Source organism: Streptomyces sp. NPDC058619, from assembly GCF_042717785.1.
Taxonomy (GTDB): Bacteria; Actinomycetota; Actinomycetes; order Streptomycetales; family Streptomycetaceae; genus Streptomyces.
In genome coordinates this window covers 17,227-36,553 of the sequence record NZ_JBHXQN010000001.1, presented here as the reverse complement: position 1 = coordinate 36,553, position 19,327 = coordinate 17,227, and the positions used below count along the sequence as shown (strand labels likewise).

At 74.4% G+C, this 19,327-nt stretch carries 18 protein-coding genes and 2 pseudogenes; 7 read left to right on the top strand and 13 right to left on the bottom strand.

Annotation, left to right across the window (positions count from 1 at the left end):
* Positions 1 to 134: 134 nt before the first annotated feature.
* The 6 genes and pseudogenes from ACFWTC_RS00190 to ACFWTC_RS00165 form a co-directional block, all read right to left on the bottom strand.
* A pseudogene (locus tag ACFWTC_RS00190) lies at positions 135 to 504 on the bottom strand (hypothetical protein).
* A 95-nt stretch (positions 505 to 599) separates the two neighbouring features.
* A complete protein-coding gene (msrA, locus tag ACFWTC_RS00185) occupies positions 600 to 1,262 on the bottom strand; it encodes a peptide-methionine (S)-S-oxide reductase MsrA (protein ID WP_383932243.1) in 663 nt (220 codons plus the stop codon).
* A gap of 202 nt (positions 1,263 to 1,464) precedes the next feature.
* The gene (locus ACFWTC_RS00180; RefSeq protein WP_383920238.1) at positions 1,465 to 2,550 is read right to left on the bottom strand and encodes a hypothetical protein; all 1,086 of its coding nucleotides are present in this window, start codon (positions 2,548 to 2,550) and stop codon (positions 1,465 to 1,467) included.
* Positions 2,547 to 4,148 (bottom strand): M48 family metallopeptidase, encoded by a 1,602-nt coding sequence (locus ACFWTC_RS00175; RefSeq protein WP_383920235.1) that lies wholly within the window; start codon positions 4,146 to 4,148, stop codon positions 2,547 to 2,549. The genes ACFWTC_RS00180 and ACFWTC_RS00175 overlap by 4 nt, the downstream gene beginning before the upstream one ends.
* Positions 4,149 to 4,261: 113 nt before the next feature.
* A complete protein-coding gene (locus tag ACFWTC_RS00170) occupies positions 4,262 to 4,444 on the bottom strand; it encodes a hypothetical protein (protein WP_383920232.1) in 183 nt (60 codons plus the stop codon).
* A 140-nt stretch (positions 4,445 to 4,584) separates the two neighbouring features.
* Positions 4,585 to 5,691: a hypothetical protein gene (locus ACFWTC_RS00165; RefSeq protein WP_383920229.1), complete on the bottom strand. Its 1,107-nt coding sequence runs from the start codon at positions 5,689 to 5,691 to the stop codon at positions 4,585 to 4,587.
* Positions 5,692 to 5,766: 75 nt separating this feature from the next.
* Between ACFWTC_RS00165 and ACFWTC_RS00160 the strand changes: the two genes are divergently transcribed.
* Positions 5,767 to 6,924: a cystathionine gamma-synthase gene (locus tag ACFWTC_RS00160; RefSeq protein ID WP_383920227.1), complete on the top strand. Its 1,158-nt coding sequence runs from the start codon at positions 5,767 to 5,769 to the stop codon at positions 6,922 to 6,924.
* Between the two features lie 261 nt (positions 6,925 to 7,185).
* On the opposite strand, the gene ACFWTC_RS00155 is transcribed toward ACFWTC_RS00160, so the two are convergent.
* From ACFWTC_RS00155 to ACFWTC_RS00145, 3 genes are read right to left on the bottom strand one after another with little or no spacing between them, the layout of a single operon-like run.
* Positions 7,186 to 7,440, bottom strand: a complete 255-nt coding sequence (locus ACFWTC_RS00155; RefSeq protein ID WP_384026023.1) for a hypothetical protein — start codon at positions 7,438 to 7,440, stop codon at positions 7,186 to 7,188.
* Positions 7,437 to 7,859, bottom strand: a complete 423-nt coding sequence (locus ACFWTC_RS00150; RefSeq protein ID WP_383920221.1) for a sigma factor-like helix-turn-helix DNA-binding protein — start codon at positions 7,857 to 7,859, stop codon at positions 7,437 to 7,439. The genes ACFWTC_RS00155 and ACFWTC_RS00150 overlap by 4 nt, the downstream gene beginning before the upstream one ends.
* A 59-nt stretch (positions 7,860 to 7,918) precedes the next feature.
* Positions 7,919 to 8,440 carry a MarR family winged helix-turn-helix transcriptional regulator gene (locus tag ACFWTC_RS00145; protein WP_384026026.1) on the bottom strand — a complete coding sequence of 174 codons (522 nt, stop codon included), beginning with the start codon at positions 8,438 to 8,440 and terminating at the stop codon, positions 7,919 to 7,921.
* A 236-nt stretch (positions 8,441 to 8,676) separates the two neighbouring features.
* On the opposite strand from ACFWTC_RS00145, the gene ilvA reads away from it, so the two are divergent.
* The 3 genes from ilvA (at position 8,677) to ACFWTC_RS00130 (ending at position 12,066) form a co-directional block, all read left to right on the top strand.
* Entirely contained in the window at positions 8,677 to 9,909 is a 1,233-nt protein-coding gene (gene ilvA, locus ACFWTC_RS00140) for a threonine ammonia-lyase (RefSeq protein ID WP_383920216.1), read from the top strand.
* 259 nt (positions 9,910 to 10,168) lie between these two features.
* Positions 10,169 to 11,200, top strand: a complete 1,032-nt coding sequence (locus tag ACFWTC_RS00135; RefSeq protein ID WP_383920213.1) for an ATP-binding cassette domain-containing protein — start codon at positions 10,169 to 10,171, stop codon at positions 11,198 to 11,200.
* Complete coding sequence (locus tag ACFWTC_RS00130; RefSeq protein ID WP_383920210.1) at positions 11,197 to 12,066, top strand: ABC transporter permease; 870 nt, start codon at positions 11,197 to 11,199, stop codon at positions 12,064 to 12,066. Before ACFWTC_RS00135 ends, ACFWTC_RS00130 begins: the two co-directional genes overlap by 4 nt.
* Before the next feature lie 105 nt (positions 12,067 to 12,171).
* Here the strand turns inward: ACFWTC_RS00130 and greA are convergent, their stop codons facing one another.
* Complete coding sequence (gene greA, locus ACFWTC_RS00125) at positions 12,172 to 12,669, bottom strand: transcription elongation factor GreA (protein WP_383920207.1); 498 nt, start codon at positions 12,667 to 12,669, stop codon at positions 12,172 to 12,174.
* 259 nt (positions 12,670 to 12,928) lie between these two features.
* Positions 12,929 to 13,348, bottom strand: coding sequence for a DUF4307 domain-containing protein (locus ACFWTC_RS00120; RefSeq protein ID WP_383920204.1), 420 nt, complete (start codon positions 13,346 to 13,348; stop codon positions 12,929 to 12,931).
* Positions 13,349 to 13,468: 120 nt separating this feature from the next.
* Here ACFWTC_RS00120 and mca point away from each other — a divergent pair, with 120 nt between their 5' ends.
* Positions 13,469 to 14,350 carry a mycothiol conjugate amidase Mca gene (gene mca / locus ACFWTC_RS00115; RefSeq protein WP_383920202.1) on the top strand — a complete coding sequence of 294 codons (882 nt, stop codon included), beginning with the start codon at positions 13,469 to 13,471 and terminating at the stop codon, positions 14,348 to 14,350.
* Positions 14,351 to 14,352: 2 nt separating this feature from the next.
* Positions 14,353 to 14,583: a hypothetical protein gene (locus ACFWTC_RS00110; RefSeq protein WP_383920199.1), complete on the top strand. Its 231-nt coding sequence runs from the start codon at positions 14,353 to 14,355 to the stop codon at positions 14,581 to 14,583.
* 99 nt (positions 14,584 to 14,682) lie between these two features.
* Here the strand turns inward: ACFWTC_RS00110 and ACFWTC_RS00105 are convergent, their stop codons facing one another.
* Positions 14,683 to 18,084, bottom strand: a complete 3,402-nt coding sequence (locus tag ACFWTC_RS00105) for a tetratricopeptide repeat protein (protein ID WP_383920196.1) — start codon at positions 18,082 to 18,084, stop codon at positions 14,683 to 14,685.
* 157 nt (positions 18,085 to 18,241) lie between these two features.
* Here ACFWTC_RS00105 and ACFWTC_RS00100 point away from each other — a divergent pair, with 157 nt between their 5' ends.
* Entirely contained in the window at positions 18,242 to 19,024 is a 783-nt protein-coding gene (locus ACFWTC_RS00100) for a DUF4344 domain-containing metallopeptidase (protein WP_383920194.1), read from the top strand.
* A 31-nt stretch (positions 19,025 to 19,055) separates the two neighbouring features.
* Here ACFWTC_RS00100 and ACFWTC_RS00095 read toward each other — a convergent pair.
* A pseudogene (locus tag ACFWTC_RS00095) lies at positions 19,056 to 19,277 on the bottom strand (Uma2 family endonuclease); the annotation flags it as partial.
* Positions 19,278 to 19,327 lie beyond the last annotated feature (50 nt).

Sequence of the window (19,327 nt, the reverse complement as noted above, 5' to 3'; positions counted from 1 at the left end):
GACGCGCGCGGCGCGTCGCGCGGGAGCGGGTGACGGTCCGGGCGCGCGGCGGCCGGGCCGTTTGCCGTGGGGCCGTCGGGTGTCGGGTCGTTCGTCGCGCGGGCTGTTCGGGTACTCCCAGCGCCAGCCGTTGCTCACGGGCGGACGCCGGTGAGCGCGGTGTGCGCCTCGTCCAGGATCCTGCCGATCACGGAGGTGGCGCGCAGGGCCTGCGCTGCGTCGCCGGTCGCCGCCGCCCCCTCCCAACGGCGGAGCTCACCGGCCAGGCGCGGCTGGCGCTGGATGTGGACGTACGCCGCCCACTGGGCGGTGAAACCCTGCAGCGGGCCGAGGTCCGCCCCTTGCCGGGCCTGGTCGGCCGCCTGATCCAGCTCTCGGGTGAATGCGGGCAGAGCCGCGGGGGCGATCTGCGCGACGGCCTGCCGCAACGCGGTCACGGGTGGCCGGTGGCTGCGGGACCAGCGGCTGCCCGGCGGCGGAGGTGGTGGTCACGGTTGCTCCCATGAGCGAGATCCCGCACCCCGGCGCCGGCGTACCCGGCGGAACGCCCGCGCCCCACCCGAACGGGTGGGGCGCGGGAACCGGGGCCTGTCCGCGGCTTACGGGGCGCCGGTCACGCCGATCGGGCAGGAGACGCCCGTGCCGCCGATGCCGCAGTAGCCGCCGGGGTTCTTGTCCAGGTACTGCTGGTGTCCCGCCTCCGCAGGCCAGAAGGGGCGCTCCGACGCGGGGAGGACCGCCGTGGAGATCTGGCCGTGGCCCGAGGCCGTCAGGACCTGCTGGTAGGCCGTGCGGGAGGCCTCGGCCGCCGCCTGATGGGCGGGGGAGTGGGTGTAGACGGCGGAGCGGTACTGGGTGCCGACGTCGTTGCCCTGGCGGAAGCCCTGGGTGGGATCGTGGGACTCCCAGAACAGCCTCAGGAGCGCCTCGTAGGAGACGGCAGAGGGGTCGAAGACCACCCGGACGACCTCCGTGTGGCCCGTGCGGCCCGAGCAGACCTCCTCGTACGTGGGGTTCTCGGTGAAGCCGCCCTGGTATCCGGCGAGCGTGGTCCACACCCCCGGGGTCTGCCAGAACTTGCGCTCCGCGCCCCAGAAGCAGCCCAGCCCGAAGTCGGCGACCTCCAGGCCGGCGGGGTAGGGCCCGGAGAGCGGGTTGCCGAGGACGGTGTGGCGGTCGGGGACGGCGAACAGCGGCTCCGGGCGGCCCGTGAGGGCCTCCTCGCGGGTGGGGAGCTCGGGCGTGCGGCGGTACGAGAACATGGATTCCCTCCTTGTTGCCAGTGTCAACGGCCGGGGGCGGGCCGGGATTCCCGGCCCGCTCCCGGCCCCGCCCGCTCCCCGGCCCGCTCCCGGCCCCGCCCGCTCCCCGGCCCGCTCCCGGCCCCGCCCGCTCCCCGGCGCGTGCCCGCGGCCCGCGCCGGTCAGGCCGCCGTCACACCGCCGTCAGGCCGCCAGGCCGCCGTCACGCTCCCTGCGTCGCCTTCCGCACGCTGAAGTCCCGCGCCTGCAGGTAGCGGCCCCGGCTGTCGGAGGAGTACGTCCACGGCGTCGCGCCGATGTACCCGTCGATCACCCGGAACTGCTCCACCGCCTCCGGGTAGCGGTCCTGCCAGTACAGGACCCACGCCAGCATGTGCCGCAGCCGCCCGGACCGCTGGTCGTCCGGCCGGACCGCCGCCACGTCGGCCAGCGCCGCGTCGGCCGCCGCGACGATCTCCGGCTGCTTGTAGAAGACGTCCGGGTCCGCGTCGTCCTCGGACATCTCGCGCTCCAGGTACGCGTACAGCGGCAGCAGCGACAGCAGGTCGCCCGGCCCGCCCGCGGCCGCCGACGCCCGGGCGAAGGCCAGCGCCTCCTCGTGGGAGCCGCGCCACTTGGCGCACCAGTACTGGAGGGCGCCCACGTGCGCCGCCAGCACCTTCGGGTCGCGCTCCACGATCTCGGCCCACAGCTCCCGGTACCGCTCGTGCGAGTACCCCAGCGCCATGGCGATCGGCTGCTCGACCATGTACGGGACCGGGTCCGCCGGGTCGGCGACGCGCTGGGCCTCGTGCGCGGCCTCCTGTGCCTTCGCGATCAGCTGGTGGAAGACGCGGAACTGCTCCTGCGTCGTGTGCCGCGCGCCCAGCGAGCCCCGGACGTTCCAGGCCACCTGTACGGACGCGTCCGCGTGCACCGTCGCCGCCGTCGCGTCGCCGGGCCGGGCCTTGCGCCAGGCCAGCAGCCAGTCGTCCTCCTGCGCCGCGAGCTCCGACAGGACCTGGACCCGCCGGACGCGCTCGTCCCAGTCCTTGCCGGCCGCCTCGATCCAGGCCGCAGAGGACTCCCAGTCGCCCGCCTTCGCGGCGTCCACGGCCGCCGTCTGGTCGGCGGACACCGGGGCCCGGTGGTCCGTGTCCAGCCGGTCGCCGGGGACGAAGCCCGCCGCGACGGCCGCGGCGGCGGATCCGCCGCCGCCGTTCCCGTGCTTGCGGCGCTGCCGGGCCGCGCGGAAGAACTTGTACGCGCCGCCCAGCAGCAGGACGCCGAGGATGATGAGGCCGATCACGGGGCAAGCACCAGCTTTCGCAGGGGTTCGGTGTCGGGCTGGTCGGCGACGGCCGCGTCCAGCGCCGGGGGGAGCTGGTCCTCGAAGCCGTCGGCCGGGTAGAGCAGGGTGGCCGAGTCGGACCAGGACAGCTGCCAGCGGGCGGCGCCGCGCGCCGTGAGCTCGGCGGTGACCAGCTGGTTCAGGGCCCGCCGCAGCACCGGGCGGGCGAACTCGCGGGCCGTTCGGCCGGTGGCGGCCGCCGCCTGCTCCGACTTCGGGAAGCGGTCGGCGATGCGCCAGCGCACCGCCTGGTCGGCGTCGATCGCGTCCAGCAGGGCGGCGAGCCCGGGGCCCGCGCCTTCGGCGGCCGCGGCCTCGCGGATGTCGTCCGCGCCCTGGCCGACGTACACGGTCATGGACTCGTTGACGAGGTCCTCCCAGTCCAGCCGCTTCAGTGCGAGGGCCTGCGGGGTCAGGACGGCCTGCTCCAGCGCGGCCAGCGACGCGTCCGCGTCGGACAGCAGCTCCAGCGCGGGGCGGGCGGACCGGCCGGCGCGGCCGTCGTCCGGCAGGGCCTCGATCCGGGCGACGCGCTCGGCGAGCGGGGGGTGGGAGTCGTACGGGGAGGTGGGCTCGTCCGACAGGTCGCGGCGCATCTCGTCGAGGTCGCCGGAGCGGGCGTCGAGGAGCCGGCGCAGTCCGCCGAAGACCTCGCCGACGGGGGGCAGCGCCCCGGCGCCGACGCCGAGGGTGGCGTACGAGTCCATGTAGAACGAGTGGGCCGGGCCCAGGGCGTTCACCTCGCGCAGGGCGGACGCGGCGGAGTCGCGGCCGGCGACCCGCACCGAGGCGAGGTCGGCGGCGAGCTCCTGGCGGCGCGCGGAGGAACGGGTGACGCGCAGGTAGAACGCTCCGTACGCCTTGTAGATCTTGGCCATGGCGCGGTACATCGCGCCGTCGCCGGTGGTGTCGACCGCCTTGGCGTTCTTGCCCTTGGCGATGCGCTTGCCGGCCCGCTTCTCCTGCTTCGCGCGCTCCTTGGCGACCTTGGCGTCGGCCCGCTCGTGGAAGTGCCCGATGGTGCGGATCAGCTGGGCGCGGCCGCGGGCGATCAGCGGGGTGAGGCGGGTGTCGAGGTTGGCGTAGTGGCCCATCTCGTGGGCGAGGACGGCGCGCAGCTGCATCTCGTCCAGGCCGGTCATCAGGGGCATGCCGAGGTACAGGCGGCGGGTGCCGGGCCGCAGCCCCAGCAGCCGGGAGTCCTCGCCGACGGCGGCGTTGACGTCGCCGATCAGCACGATCTCGTCGGGGGCGCGGGTGCCGACCTCCCGGGCGACCTCGCGGACGGCCTGCCACAGGGCGGGTTCCGCGGCCTCGGTGACGGGAACGCCGGCCGGCGGCTCGCCCTTGGGGGTGCGCAGCATGAACATGCCGCGCACGATCGGGATCGCGAGCACGACGGAGACGATGAAGACCTTGAGCGCGACCGGGCCGCCGTGGCCCGAGGAGATGATCGCGTAGTCGGCGGCCGCGAGGGCGGCCAGCAGGATGACGCCGAGCAGGTAGAAGCCGGCGAGCAGGACGAGGGCGCGCAAGGCGCGCAGTGAAGCGCCCATATGGACAGATCCCCCCACGGGATGGAATTGGTGCGGTTCTTCGAGATTCGAGTGCACGCGCGAGTGCGTGCGTGCGCGTGTGCGCCGGGCGGTCCGGCCCGGTGCGCGCGGTGTCAGGCGCGGGCCGGGGCGGCCCTGCGCGCGCCGTGCGCCGCGAGGCCCCGTGCGGGGGCGAAGGCCGCGACCGGGCCCGCCCGGTCGGTGTTCCACGGGGCGGCCCCGCAGGAGGGGCCGAACCGGGTGCGTGCCCATCGGGTGGCGGGGGTGCCGCCGGGCCGGTTCCGCAGGAAGATCACCGCCGCATCATGCGGCCCGGTGGTGACGTACGGCAACTCTATTGACCAGGGGTTTGTGCTGGTGGGGGGACGGATCGGGACGGGACGGGGCATGCCGGGGAACCGCCCCGCACAGCCCCGGACCCGTCCCGGTAGACCGGTCAGCGCGGCAGGGTCGCCGGGGAGCCGCCGTTCGCCTCGTAGCCCGCCACGGCCAGGGCGCGGTGCACCGCGTACGACGCCGCCGGGTCGGGCGTCGCCGACCACGGCAGCGCGCCCACGTACCCGTCCACGTGCCGCACCTGCTCCATCGCCTCCGCCCAGCGCTCCATGCTGACCAGGAACGACAGCAGCAGGTGCCGCACGTGCGCCAGCATCGGGTCGTCCTGCCGCGCCGTGTGCACCGCGTACAGCGCGCCCTCCACCGCCCGCGTCACGACCGCGCTCTGCCAGAAGCTCCCGACCAGGACCACGTCCGGCAGGTTCTCGTACAGCGCGAACAGCGGCAGCGCCGCCAGCAGCGAGCCCTTCGGGGCGCGAGCCGCGGCCGCGTGCGAGAACGCGTCGGCCGTCTCCCGCGAGCCGTGCCACTTCTCGCCCCAGTAGTGCAGCGCCGCGATGTGCGCGCCCATGTGGTCCGGCGCGCGGTCGATGACCTTCGCCCACAGCGCGTCGAACTCCGCCTCCGGGTAGGCCAGTCCGCGCGCGATCGCCAGCTCCGTGATGTACGGGACCGGGTCGCCCGGCGCCAGCAGCGCCGCCTTGCGGCAGGCCTCCCGCGCCTCTTCCAGGATGATGCGGTGGTCCTCGGAACCGACCCCGCCCGAGTGCCGCCACGCCTGCTGCACCAGCAGCTCGGCGTGCACCTGCGCGCCGCCCGCGTCCTTCTCCGCCTCCAGCCGCCAGGCCTTCAGCCACTGCGCGCCCGCCCCCGGCTGCTGTACGAGCTCCAGCGCCGCCGCGCCGCCGAAGGCCTGCACGCGCTGCCAGCGCCGCTCGCCCTCCTTCGGGGTGCCGGCCAGCAGCCCCGAGGCCGCCTGCCACGTTCCGCTGCGCTGCACGTTGCCGAGGGCGTCCATCAGGTCCTGGTCGGGCCCGGGCACGCGGATGTCGAGCTGCTCCTGCCGCGCGAACCCGTAGTTCTCGGGGTCGGCGGCGTCGGGGCTGCCGGGCGCGGCCAGGCGGATGCCGCCGCGCTTGCGCCGTATGTACGGGCCGACGATGGCCACGAGCAGGCCGATCGAGAACAGCAACCACAAAATCTCCATGTCCCAAGCGAACCAGACCGGGGGGTGCACAGGCCAATAGAGGGGGCGCCCCCGGGCGGGGCATAGCATCGGACCATGAGCGACCACAGCCACGAGCACCAGAGCTTCGAGACCCGCGCCATCCATGCGGGCAATACGGCGGACCCCCTGACCGGTGCGGTCGTACCACCGATCTACCAGGTATCCACGTACAAGCAGGACGGCGTCGGCGGACTGCGCGGCGGCTACGAGTACAGCCGCAGCGGCAACCCGACCCGCACCGCGCTGGAGGAGAACCTCGCGGCGCTCGAAGGCGGCCGGCGCGGCCTCGCCTTCGCGTCCGGGCTCGCCGCCGAGGACTGCCTGCTCCGTACGCTGCTCTCCCCGGGCGACCACGTGGTCATCCCGAACGACGCGTACGGCGGAACCTTTCGCCTCTTCGCGAAGGTCGTCTCCCGCTGGGGCGTGGAGTGGTCGGTGGCCGACACCTCCGACCCGGACTCGGTGCGGGCGGCCCTGACCCCGAAGACCAAGGTCATCTGGGTCGAGACCCCCTCCAACCCGCTGCTCGGGATCACCGACATCTCCGTGGTCGCGGACATCGCGCGTACGGCCGGTGCCAAGCTGGTCGTCGACAACACCTTCGCCTCGCCCTACCTCCAGCAGCCGCTGGCCCTGGGCGCCGACGTCGTCGTGCACTCGCTGACCAAATACATGGGCGGACACTCCGACGTGGTCGGCGGCGCCCTGGTCACCGCCGACGCGGCGCTCGGCGAGGAGCTCGCCTACCACCAGAACGCCATGGGCGCGGTGGCCGGCCCCTTCGACTCGTGGATCGTGCTGCGCGGCATCAAGACGCTGGCCGTCCGCATGGACCGGCACGCCGAGAACGCGGGCAAGGTCGTCGAGATGCTGACCCGCCACCCCAAGGTCACCCAGGTCCTCTACCCGGGCCTGCCCGAGCACCCGGGCCACGAGGTCGCCGCCAAGCAGATGCGGAACTTCGGCGGGATGATCTCCTTCCGGGTCGCCGGCGGCGAGGAGGCGGCGGTCGAGGTCTGCAACCGCGCGAAGCTGTTCACGCTGGGCGAGTCGCTGGGCGGCGTCGAGTCGCTGATCGAGCACCCGGGCCGGATGACGCACGCGTCGGTGGCGGGTTCGGCGCTGGAGGTGCCGGCGGACCTGGTGCGGCTGTCGGTGGGCATCGAGAACGCCGATGACCTCGTGGCGGACCTGGTGCAGGCGCTGGGCTAGCCGTGCCCCCGGCGGGGGGGCTGCCGGTGTTCGTGCCGGTGCCCTCCGCCGGTCCCGCTGCGCGGTGGCCCCCTGTGCGGCGGTGCGTGCCGCGCCGTTGCCGGGGCTCCGCCCCGGACCCCGCGCCTCAAACGCCGGCGGGGCTGGAGGTGCCGTTGCCGGGGCTCCGCCCCGGACCCCGGGCCTCAAACGCCGGCGGGGCTGGATTTTCCCCGGCCGGGATGGATTGCCCCGGCAGGGGGGGTGGGCCGCCGGATCGGGTCACCAGCCTTCCAGGGGTGGGGAGATGCCGCTCGGGGGGACCGTCCAGGGGCGGGTCAGGGAGGCCCAGACCGTGAAGGCCGCCGCCGCCGCGAGGAGCAGGGCCCAGCCGAGCCGTTGCAGCGCCCGCCGCCGCCGCCTGATCCGGTGGCCGCGGGCCGCCGCGCCCGCCGCCAGACCGGCCGGCACCACCGGGTACGGGGCCTCCAGCGCCTGCCTGACCTCGGCTTCCTTCCGGTCCGGGAACCCGCTCACGCCGCCTCCCGGGACCGCATCACGGCCACCGCCCGGTTGCACAGCACCCGGACCCGTTCCACCGGCAGCCCCAGCTGCGCCGCCGCGACCTCGTCGGCGACCCCCTCGTACACCCGCAGCACGAGCACGAGCCGCTCCAGCGGGCTCAGCCGGGCCAGCAGGCCCGTGCCGCCGTGGTGGCGCCAGCCCGTGCGGGCGAAGGCGGCGCACAGCTCCTGGCGGGTGAAGTCGTACGGGTCGTCCCCGCGCAGCCGGCGCCAGTCCGCGTACGTACGGGCCAGCGCGCCCGCCAGCAGCCGCCGGGCCGACTCGGCGTCGCCGGTCAGCAGGATCGCGACGTGCAGGAGCCGCCCCGCCGCGCCCGCGACGAAGGCCTCGAACTCCGCGTAGGGGCCTGCCCGGTGGTCCACCGCCCGCATAGCGACATAGTGCGGGCACCGGGACCGCCCCGGTCAAGAGGTCGGACGCACCGGGCCGTTCAGGACGCCGGGCCGGCGTCCGACACGGCCGCCATCAGCTCCGACAGGGACAGGTTGAACCGGGTCAGCAGCCCGGTGAAGGACTCGCGCTCGTCCTCGCTCCAGCCCTCCGTCACGCGCGCCATCAACTCGCGCCGCGAGGAGCGGACCTCCTCCAGCCGCGTCAGCCCGCGCGCGGAAAGCGCCAGCACCACGGCCCGCCCGTCCTCGGGGTGCGAGGTCCGCTTGACCAGGCCGCTGTCGACCAGCGGCGCGACCTGCCGGGTGACGGTCGAGGAGTCGATGCCCATCCCGCCGGCGAGCGCCTTGACGCCCATCGGGCCCTCCAGGTCGAGCCGGTTCAGCAACAGGTACGCGGCGCGGTCCATCGAGTTGCGCGCCTGGCCGACGCCGCCCAGACGGGTCTGCTCGGCGCGGCGCGCGAAGACCGCCACCTGGTGCTGGAGCGCGTCGAGGAGACCGCCTCCGGCGGGCGCTTCGGCCGCCACGGGCAGGTCGGAATTGGCCGGGGTGGAAGGCATGGCCGTGGGCTCTCTTCGCGTGGTCCGACAAGGTTGGGGGACAGAGTACGCGGCCGTACGGCGCCTCGTACGCCTCGTACGAGAACTCGTGCGGCCCGTGCGCGTGCCCGCTCCGCGCCCGTCCCGGATGGCGGGATATCGCCTCTGGCGGCGGTCCGTGCCCGGGGTGGATCCGGCCCGCGTCTCAGCGGTTGGCGTCCCGAGCCGGGCCGGTCGGGGGCTGCGAGACTGGCGGCATGAACTACCGCGTGCCCCAGCCCGTCCCCCAGGTCATCCTCGACGACATCCGGGGGGCGCAGAAGATGCTGTCCGGCGTCTCGCGGGTCACCGCGATGGAGGGCAGCCGGCATCTCTCCGCGCTCACCGGGTCCCCGGTCCACCTCAAGTGCGAGAACCTCCAGCGGACCGGCTCCTTCAAGCTGCGCGGGGCGTACGTGCGCATCGCGGGCCTGCGCCCCGAGCAGCGCGCGGCCGGCGTCGTGGCGGCCAGCGCGGGCAACCACGCGCAGGGCGTGGCGCTGGCCTCCTCCCTGCTCGGGGTCCGCTCGACGGTGTTCATGCCGGTCGGGGCGCCGCTGCCGAAGGTGGCCGCGACCCAGGAGTACGGCGCCGAGGTGCGCATGTACGGCGAGGTGGTGGACGAGACCCTGGCCGCCGCACAGGAGTACGCGGACCGAACCGGGGCCGTGTTCATCCACCCCTTCGACCACCGCGACATCATCGCGGGCCAGGGCACGGTGGGCCTGGAGATCCTGGAGCAGTGCCCCGAGGTGCGCACGATCCTCGTCGGGATCGGCGGCGGCGGCCTCGCCGCCGGCATCGCGGTCGCGGTGAAGGCGCTGCGGCCGGACGTACGGGTCATCGGGGTGCAGGCGGCCGGGGCGGCGGCGTACCCGCCCTCGCTCAAGGTCGGGCACCCGGTGTCGATCGACGCCCCCAGCACGATGGCGGACGGCATCAGGGTCGGCCGCCCCGGCGACGTTCCCTTCAAGATCATCGGCGAACTCCTCGACGACGTGCGGACGGTCTCCGAGGACGCGCTCTCCAGCGCCCTGCTGCTCTGCCTGGAGCGGGCCAAGCTCGTGGTGGAGCCGGCGGGGTGCAGCCCGGTCGCCGCGCTGCTGAGCGAGCCGGAACGGTACGGCGGCGGACCGGTGGTGGCGGTCCTGTCCGGCGGCAACGTGGACCCGCTGCTGCTCCAGCGGATCCTGCGCCACGGCATGGCGGCGGCGGGCCGCTACCTGTCGCTGCGGTTGCGCGTGACCGACCGGCCGGGGGCCCTGGCCGGGCTGCTGGGCGTGCTGTCGGGGTCCGACGCGAACGTGCTGGACGTGAGCCACGTACGGACCGACCCGAGGCTTGGGCTCACCGAGGTGGAGGTGGAGCTGCACCTGGAGACGAAGGGCCCGGAGCACTGCGCGGAGGTCGCCCGGGCGCTGCACGGCGCGGGGTACAAGGTGATGGGCTGACCCCGCCCGGAACGGGTGAGGAGCCGGGCGGGGAAGCGGGCTAGGGGAGCGGGCGGGGAGCGGGCGGGGCAGCGCGCGGGGAAGCGGGTTGGGAAAAGGCGTGGCCGTACGCGATATGACGCGATAGGGTCCGCCCGGACGGTACGGCCCCGGCCGCGTCCGGATCCCCCGAAACACCGGGCGGCCCGCGCCCGGCACCCCTAGGATTTGCCTAGGAAAAACCCGATTCGAACACCCGATTCGCACTGGGAGCATCCCTATGCCAGGCGCCATATACGCCGAAGGACTGGTCAAGACCTTCGGTGACGTGCGGGCTCTGGACGGCGTGGACCTCGATGTCCCGGAAGGCACCGTACTGGGTCTGCTCGGCCCCAACGGCGCGGGCAAGACCACGGCCGTGCGCGTCCTCACCACCCTCCTGCAGCCCGACAGCGGCAAGGCCGTCGTTGCCGGGATCGACGTCCTCAAGCACCCCAACGAGGTCCGGCGGGCGATCGGCCTCTCCGGCCAGTTCGCCGCCGTCGACGAGTACCTCACGGGCCGCGAGAACCTCCAGATGGTCGGGCAGCTCTACCAGATGAAGGCCAGGGCGGCGAAGGCCCGGGCCGCCGAACTGCTGGAGCGCTTCAACCTCGCCGACGCCGCCGACCGCACCGCCAAGACGTACTCCGGCGGCATGCGCCGGCGCCTCGACCTCGCGGCCGCCCTCGTCGTCAGCCCGCCCGTGATGTTCATGGACGAGCCGACCACCGGACTCGACCCGCGCAACCGCCAGCAGCTGTGGGGGATCATCCAGGAACTGGTCGCCGGCGGCACCACCCTCCTGCTCACCACCCAGTACCTGGAGGAGGCCGACCACCTCGCCCACGACATCTGCGTGGTCGACCACGGCAAGGTGATCGCCCGCGGCACCTCCGACGAGCTCAAGGCCCGTACCGGCGGCGAGCGCGTGGAGGTCGTCGTCCACGACCGGCAGCACATCGGCACGGCCCGCGAGGTCCTCGCCGGGTTCGGCAAGGGCGAGACCACCGTCGAGGAGCACACCCGCAAGCTGACGGTGCCGGTCTCCGGCGGCGCCAAGCTGCTCGCCGAGGTCATCCGCGAACTCGACGGCAGGGGCATCGAGATCGACGACATCGGCCTGCGCCGCCCCACCCTCGACGACGTGTTCATCTCCCTGACCGGTCACGCGGCCGAACGGGACACCGGGGAGGACGGCGGCCCCGCGGGCGCGTCGGACGCGCCGGCCGCCCAGGGCCGCACGGCGGCCCGGAAGGAGACGGCGAAGTGACCCTCACCTCCCCGACCCCGAGCGCCTCCCCGAGCAGGGAGCTCGCGGCGCCCCGCCCGCGCGGCGGCCTCGTCCAGAGCGCCAACGACTCCCTCGTGATCGCCAAGCGAAACCTCATCCGGATGTCCCGCATCCCCGAGATGGTCATCTTCGGACTGATCCAGCCGATCATGTTCGTCGTGCTGTTCAGCTACGTGTTCGGCGGCTCGATGATGATCGGCGGGTCGACCAGCGCCGTCGACTACCGGAACTTCCTGATGGCCGGCATCTTCGCGCAGACCGTCACCTTCGCCACGGCCGGCGCGGGCGCCGGCATCGCGGACGACATGCACAAGGGCCTCATCGACCGCTTCCGCTCGCTGCCGATGGCCCGCGGCGCGGTCCTCACCGGCCGGACCCTCGCCGACCTCGTACAGACCGCTCTGACCCTGGTGGTCCTCGCGATCGTGGCGCTCCTCGTCGGCTGGCGCATCCACGAGGGCATCCCCAAGGCCCTCGCCGGATTCGCCCTGCTGCTGCTGCTCGGGTACGCCTTCTCCTGGATCGGAGCGCTGATCGGCCTGTCGGTGCGGACCCCGGAGGCGGCCACCTCGGGCGGCCTGATCTGGCTCTTCCCCGTCACGTTCATCTCCAACGCCTTCGTGCCCACCGAGAACATGGCGAGCTGGCTGCAGCCCATCGCCGAATGGAACCCGTTCAGCGCCACCGTGCAGGCATGCCGCGTGCTCTTCGGCAACCCCGGCGTGTCCCCGTCCGACGCCTGGCCCATGGTCCACCCGGTCTGGGCCTCGCTGATCTGGTCGGTGCTGATCATCGTGGTCTTCCGGACGCTCGCGGTCCGCAAGTACCGCTCGGCGAGCGCGTAGCGCCCGGCGCCCAGTGCGCAGGGCTTTACGCCCGGCGCTTCACGCGACGATGCCCGGCCGGGAGGACCCGGCCGGGCATCGTCGCGTACGAAGGGGGTGGGGCGGTCAGCCGGTGAACGGCTTGACGTCCAGGATCTTGACCGAGGCCTTCTTGCCGTTCGGCAGCTCGTACTCGCCGTCCTCGCCGATCGCCTTGCCCATCACGCCGGTACCCAGCGGGGACTGCGGGGAGTACGTCTCGAAGTCGGAGGAGGCGTACTCGCGCGAGGCGAGCAGGAACTCCATGGTGTCGTCCTCGTCGCCGTCGAAAGCGATCTTGACGAGCGTGCCGGGGGCGACCACGCCGTCCGAGGCGGGCGCCGTGCCGACCTTGGCGTTCTCCAGGAGCTGCGTGAGCTGGCGCACGCGGAGCTCCTGCTTGCCCTGCTCCTCCTTGGCCGCGTGGTAACCGCCGTTCTCGCGCAGGTCGCCCTCCTCGCGGGCGGCTGCGATCTTCGTCGCGATCTCCGTGCGGGCGGGACCAGAGAGGTAGTCCAGCTCCGCCTTCAGCTGGTCGTACGCCGCCTGGGTCAGCCAGGTGACGCTCTCGCTCGTCTGGGTCACGGGTGCTCCTCGTCGGTACAGGGGACTACAAGGCCGCCAGCGGCGGGCGAAACCACGAGCCTAACAATTCGGGAAGAAAAGGGGGAGGACCCAGGGGGTTCATTGCCCGCCCGGGGCGCCCGCGACACCACCCGCGCAGGAGTACGAATCCTGCCGCCCGGAGCCCGGCGCACCGCGCCCCGCAAGCCCTCCGGCGGGTACCGCGCCGCTCCTGACGGCCTCCGTGCGACGCCCGGTGACCCCGGGCGCGGCGGCGGCGTCAGCCCGTGGGGCCGGAGGCCGCCGGCCGGCACGCGACCAGCTCGATCATCGTGGCGCGGCTGGTCGTCCTCAACGAGACCACCTCGTCCACGCGCCCCGACGGCTGGGCGAAGGTGAAGTCGGCCCGGCCGACCTCGCCGTGCCCCTCGTCCTGGGAGCTCAGCGTGCAGACCCCGGTGACCGAGGCCTCCTTGCGCACCTCCAGGTGGACCTTCACCTCGGTGTCGGAGACCACCTGGAACTTGATCACCTCGGCGCTGACGCTCTTGCCCGCGACGTAGCCCCAGCCGATCCATCCGACGACGCCCAGCAGGGCCACGCCCAGCACCGACCCGATGATCTTGAGCTTGCGGTCCGCGCGCTCGTCCGCCGACCGGCCGTACCGGCCCTCGGGCAGCCCCTGGCGCACCGTGCTCATCGATCGTCCCTTCAGCGAGGCCCGCAGGCTCGGCCCCTGCGGGCCACCCCCGGAATTTTCCATCCCCCGATTCAGTCACTATAGAGACGTCGTCATCACCGAATTGCAGAGGATCCCGTCTTGACCGAGCAGCTTCGACTGATGGCCGTGCACGCCCACCCCGACGACGAGTCGAGCAAGGGCGCGGCCACCATGGCCAAGTACGTGTCCGAGGGGGTGCCCGTCCTGGTCGTGACCTGCACCGGCGGCGAGCGGGGCTCGGTCCTGAACCCCAAGCTCCAGGGCGACAAGTACATCGAGGAGAACATCCACGAGGTCCGCGCCAAGGAGATGGACGAGGCGCGCGAGATCCTCGGGATCGAGCAGGAGTGGCTCGGCTACGTCGACTCCGGGCTCCCCGAGGGCGACCCGCTGCCCCCGCTCCCCGAGGGCTGCTTCGCCCTGGCGGACGTGGACGAGGCGGCCGGGCGCCTGGTGAAGAAGATCCGCGCCTTCCAGCCGCAGGTCGTCACCACGTACGACGAGAACGGCGGCTACCCGCACCCCGACCACATCATGACCCACAAGATCACGATGGTGGCGTTCGACGGCGCGACCGACACCGTGAAGTACCCGGAGGCCGAGTTCGGCCCCGCCTACCAGCCGCAGAAGCTCTACTACAACCAGGGCTTCAACAAGCCGCGGACCATCGCCCTGCACGAGGCCCTCCTGGCCCGCGGCATGGAGTCCCCGTACGGGGAGTGGCTGGAGCGCTGGAAGGAGTTCGAGCGCACGGAGCGGACCCTGACCACCCACGTCCCCTGCGCCGACTTCTTCGAGATCCGCGACAAGGCCCTCATCGCGCACGCCACGCAGATCGACCCCGACGGCGGCTGGTTCCGCGTTCCGATGGACGTCCAGAAGGAGATCTGGCCGACGGAGGAGTACGAGCTGGCGAAGTCGCTCGTCGACACTTCCCTCCCCGAGTCCGACCTCTTCGCGGGCATCCGGGAGAATGCGTAGCTATGAGCGCTACGCAGGCAGCACTGAACGAGCTCCTTCCGCTGGCCGGGGACACCTTCGACAAGAACAAGGTGACCCCCGGGATCCTCGGATTCCTCGTGTTCGCGGCCCTCGCCCTCGGCGTGTGGGGCCTGATGAAGTCGATGAGCCGGCACATGGGCCGGGTCGACTTCCAGGAGGCCCCCGACCCGGCCGCCCCGGCGGCGTCCGCCGAGGGCACCCGGGCCCCGTAGGCCGACCCCGGTCCCGCCGCCCCGCCGAAACCGCTGGGCGGCCGGGGGCCCGCCGTGCGCATGATCCTCGGCATGAGCCGGGACGAGGTGTACGAGCGCTCAACGCGGCGCGGACGGGACCGGGACGCCCATGATCTCCCGCGCGTGCAGGTTCGGGACCAGGCCCAGGCGCCACGCCTGCCAGCCCTCCGCCGGGTCCACCCCCCGCCCCAGGACCACCCCGTACGTCTCCAGGCAGTCCTCCAGGCGCCGGTCCCGCGCCGGGTGCGGGGCCGCCGACAGCCGGGACAGCTCCGCCCGCGCCTCCTCCGGGGCGCCCGGCACCGCGTACGGCAGCAGCGTGCACCGCAGGAAGCGGGCCCAGTCCTCCCCGCGCCGGTCCCCGTACGAGACGAACAGCCGCACCGCCTCCTCGCACAGCCCCAGCGCCTGAGAGACCCGCCCGTTCCCCGCGTCCACCACCGCCAGCTCCAGGCAGGTCCACGCCTCCCCGTGCGCCAGCCCGATCCGCCGGAAGTCCGCCCGCGCGTCCACCAGCAGCTGACGGGCGAAGCCGGAGTTCTTCAGGTTGCCCGTCTGCGCCGCCCGCTGGTCCCGCGTCACGCGCCCCGAGTGGTGGCGGGCGTGCGCCAGCCCGTACACGTCCCGCATCCGCGAGAACATCGTCCGGGCCCGCTCCAGCTCGCGCACCGCCCGGTCGCGCTCCCCGCCCTCCTCCAGCGCCTGCCCCAGGTAGTACAGCGTCCACGCCTCGCCGCGCGCGTCCTCCGCGTCCCGGTGCCGGGCCAGCGCCTCGGTCAGCCGCTCCACGGCCGGCCCCGGATCGCCGTCCACCACCCGGGCACGGCCCAGCTGGGTCAGCGCCCACGCCTCGCCGCGGTCGTCGCGCGTGCGCCCGTACAGGCCCAGGGCCAGGCGCAGCTCCGCCTCCGCCCGCGGCACGTCGCCGAGCCGCAGGTGCACCTGGCCGAGCTGGAAGTGCGCCCACGCCTCACCGTGCACGCTCTCGCTCTCCCGGTGCAGGACCAGCGACCGCTCCAGCAGGGACAGCGCCTCGCCCAGGTGGGCCAGGTCGCGCTCGACGGCCGCCAGCGCGTGCAGCCCCCACGCCCGGTCGCCCGCCAGCTCCGCCGGTTCCTGGAGCACGAGGGCCTCCCTGATGCGGACCGCCGCCTCCGGGAGGTTGCCCTGGTGGTGCAGGGTGATCCCGAGCGAGACCAGCGCCATCGCGGCGCCCGCCTCCTGGTGGGCCTCCATGTACTGGTCCACCACCGAGGTCAGCGTGGTCTTGGCCTTGTCCAGCTCGCCGAGCTGGCGCGCGGCGATGCCCGTACGCCACTGCACCGACCGGACCAGCCGCCCCGGCTGCTCCCCGGAGCCGCCGGAGTGGCCCGCGGCCACCGCCCGCGTCAGCTCGTCGATCTCCCCGAGCCGGTACAGGTCACCGCGCAGCAGGCAGAAGTCGCACAGTGCGCCCAGCAGGTCCAGCACCGCCTGCTGGTCCACGCCCTCCGTGTGCCGCAGGGCCGCCGTGATCACGCTCGACTCGTCGTCCAGCCAGCGCAGCGCCGCGTCCAGCGAGGTGAATCCGTGCCCGCCGAAGTGGTTCGCCCGCGTCGACATCTTGCCGTCGACCATCCGGATCACCGAGTCCGCGAGCTGCGCGTAGTTGCGGATCAGCCGCTCGTGGGCCGCCGAGGCCCGCGCCCGCTCCTCGTCCGAGGCCGGCCGGGCCGCCGCGTACGCCCGTACCGCGTCGTGCATCCGGAACCGCTGGCCGCGCACCCGCTCGATCAGCCCCGCCTCCCACAGCTCCTCCAGCGTGCGCAGCGCCGCCTGCTCCGGTACGTCCGCCAGCGCGGCGGCCGCGGCCCCGCCCAGGGAGGCCCGCCCGGCCAGCGGCAGCAGCCGCAGCAACTGCCGGGCCGGTTCGGCGAGGCGGGCGTCGGCGGCCCGCAGGGCGCGCTCCACCGGATGCCCGCCGTCCGGCGCGCCGGGGCCCTCGGCGGCCGGCACCCGGCCGGCGCGGGCCAGCGGGGCCAGCATGCGCAGGGCCAGCGGGAGCCCGCCGCCCAGCCGCACCGCGGCGGCGGCGGCCGCCGGGTCGACGGTGTGGGTGTGGGCGGGGGCGGGGGTGGGGGTGGGCGCGGGGCTCGTCGTGCCGGAGGCCGTCGTGCTGCCGGGGCTCGTCGTGCCGGAGCCCGTCGTGCTGCCGGAGCCGGGTGGGCGGCCGTTGACCCGGCCGGGCTCCGGGGACCGTGCGGGCCGCGCGGGCCCCGGCTCCGCGGCCGCGGACCGGACCAGCTCCTGCGCCTCCGCCTCCGCCAGCCGCTCCACCGGCAGCTGGTGCACCCACGCCGACAGCCCGGCCGGCAGCGCCAGCGGCTCCCGCGCCGTCACCAGCACCAGGCTCTCCGACCGCTCCGGCACCAGCAGCCGTACCTGCTCCGCGTCCACGGCGTCGTCCAGCACCACCGTCACCGGCAGCCCCCGCAGGTACTGGTGGTACAGCTCGGCGAGCCGCCGCACCTGCTGCTCCGCCGAAGCCCCCTCGCGGAACAGGAGCTGCTCCCGGGGCGCGCCCAGCCGGTTCAGCAGGTGCAGCAGCGCCTCCCGCGTCGACAGCGGAACCTCCGATCCGCCGCCCCGCAGGTCCACCACGCACGCACCGCGGAACTGGTCCCGCAGTGCGTGCGCCGCCCGCAGCGCCAGCGCCGTACGCCCCACCCCCGGCTCGCCGTGCAGCACCACGACCACCGGCCGGGTCTCCGTACTGGCCCGCGCCGCCCGCACCCACTGCGCGACGCGCGTCAGCTCCGCCCGCCGCCCCGCGAACAGCCCCGCCGGCTCCGGGAGCTGCCCGAACGACTGCTCCAGCACGCTGCGCCGCCGGGCCTCCGCGCTGCGGTCCGTCCCGCGCAGCGGCGCCGGCGCCGGGCGCGGGGCCGTCCGGGGCGCGCGCGCCGCCGCGGTCACCGCGCGCTGCTGCTCCAGGAACGGCCGTATCCCGCGCACCTCCAACGCCCTCAGCCACTGCAGCCGCAGCTGCTCGGCGCCACCCGGCCGGCCCAGCTCCCCGGCCCGCCGGTTCGCGGCCGGCACGTGCACCGCCGTCACCCTGGCCACGGTGGCCGCCGCCCCGGCGACGCCCACGACGGCCCCCGCGGTCAGCGAGGCGCCGACCGCGACCCCGAGCGCGAGATCGGTCCCGACCGCGGCGGCCGCCGCAACGGCCACCGCCAGCAGCGCCGTCGACGCGTTGCCCCGCCGGAAGGCCTGCCCCAGGGACTCGTCCCCGGCCGCCGCCTCGTCCAGGGCCCGTACGTACGCCTCGTACTCCGGCGCCGCGCTCGCGGACAACGCGTCCAGCGTCTCCCTGCCGCGGGCCAGCAGCGCGGTCCTGTCGACCGGCGCGCCCGCCGCTCCCGAGCCCCGCCGGACCTCCTCGTCCACGGCCCGTCCCAACAGCAGCTCGGCCTCACCGCGATGGCTGTCCCGCATCGGCGTCCCCCTCCGAGAGTTCCGGTCGAGTCGATTCCCAAGTGTCGTGGGTGAGGAACGCCAACGCGAGGAAATCTGAGCGAGATCAGAGCCAATCGGCACGTTCAGGAGTGGAACTGACGGCCCGTCGCCCGCCCCGGCGGCCTACCCTGACCCCATGAGCCGACGGTGGGGGACCCTGGCGCTGTGCGCCGCGGCGCTACTGCCGGCGGCGTCCGGATGCGCCGGCCCGGCGCCGCAACAGACGGCTACGGGTTTCACGCTGCGCTACGGGGAACCGGCCGCCGCCGACCGCGCGCACCACCTCTTCCTCCGAAACGGGCGGATCGTCGAACCGGCCCTCGCCGACCTCAACGCCTACCTCGCCCTGCCCCACGAGGTCGCCGTCGTCGCCCGCTCCTGCGACGGCGAGGGCAGCGGCTACGACCCGAAGACCCGCCGCATCGAGCTCTGCTACGACGACCTGACCGAGGAACGCGCCCTCCTCGCGGCCGCCGACGCCCCACACCCGAACGGGAACTCGGACAAGAACCGGGACGCGGAACTCGCCGAGATCGTCCGCGAGACGGTCCACCACGAAGCCGGCCACGCCCTCCTGGACGCACTGGGCCTCCCCGCCGAAGGGGACCGCGCCGAGGAGGACGCCGCCGACCGCTTCGCCCGCCTGATGCTGCTCCGCGGCGGCCGGGCGGGCGCGGACACCCTCCTGACGGCGGCCCGCGCCTACGACCTCGCCGCCGCGGCCGGCCCCGCCCCCGACCCGGACGACGAACACGCCCCGCCCGCCGAGCGCGCGGAGTCCCACCGCTGCGCCGTCTACGGCGAGGCCCCCGCCCGGCACACCGACCTCGCGACCCCGGCCCGCGCGACCTGCCCCACGACCTGGCCCGAAGCCCGAGCCACCTGGACCCGCGCCCTGACCCCATTGCTGCGCCCCTGACCGGGCGCCCCTCGACGGGCTTCCGGCGCGGTCAGACGGTTCCCAGGTCCACGGTGACGGAGAAGGGCGCGGCGGTCCTGATCGCGCCGGTGAACAGTTCCCCGTCCCGGTAGGCCTTGGTGGCGGGGTCGAGGACGTGGGTGTAGACGATCGGCACGCCGGTGGCGGCCTGCTCGACCCGCCAGTAGAAGGGGATGCCGGCCTTGGCGTACTGGTCCACCTCCACGATCCGGTCCGTGGCGCCCGATTTCGGGCGGGCGAGGCAGGGCCCGTGCGGGCCTCGCCGACAGCGCCGGGCCTGGC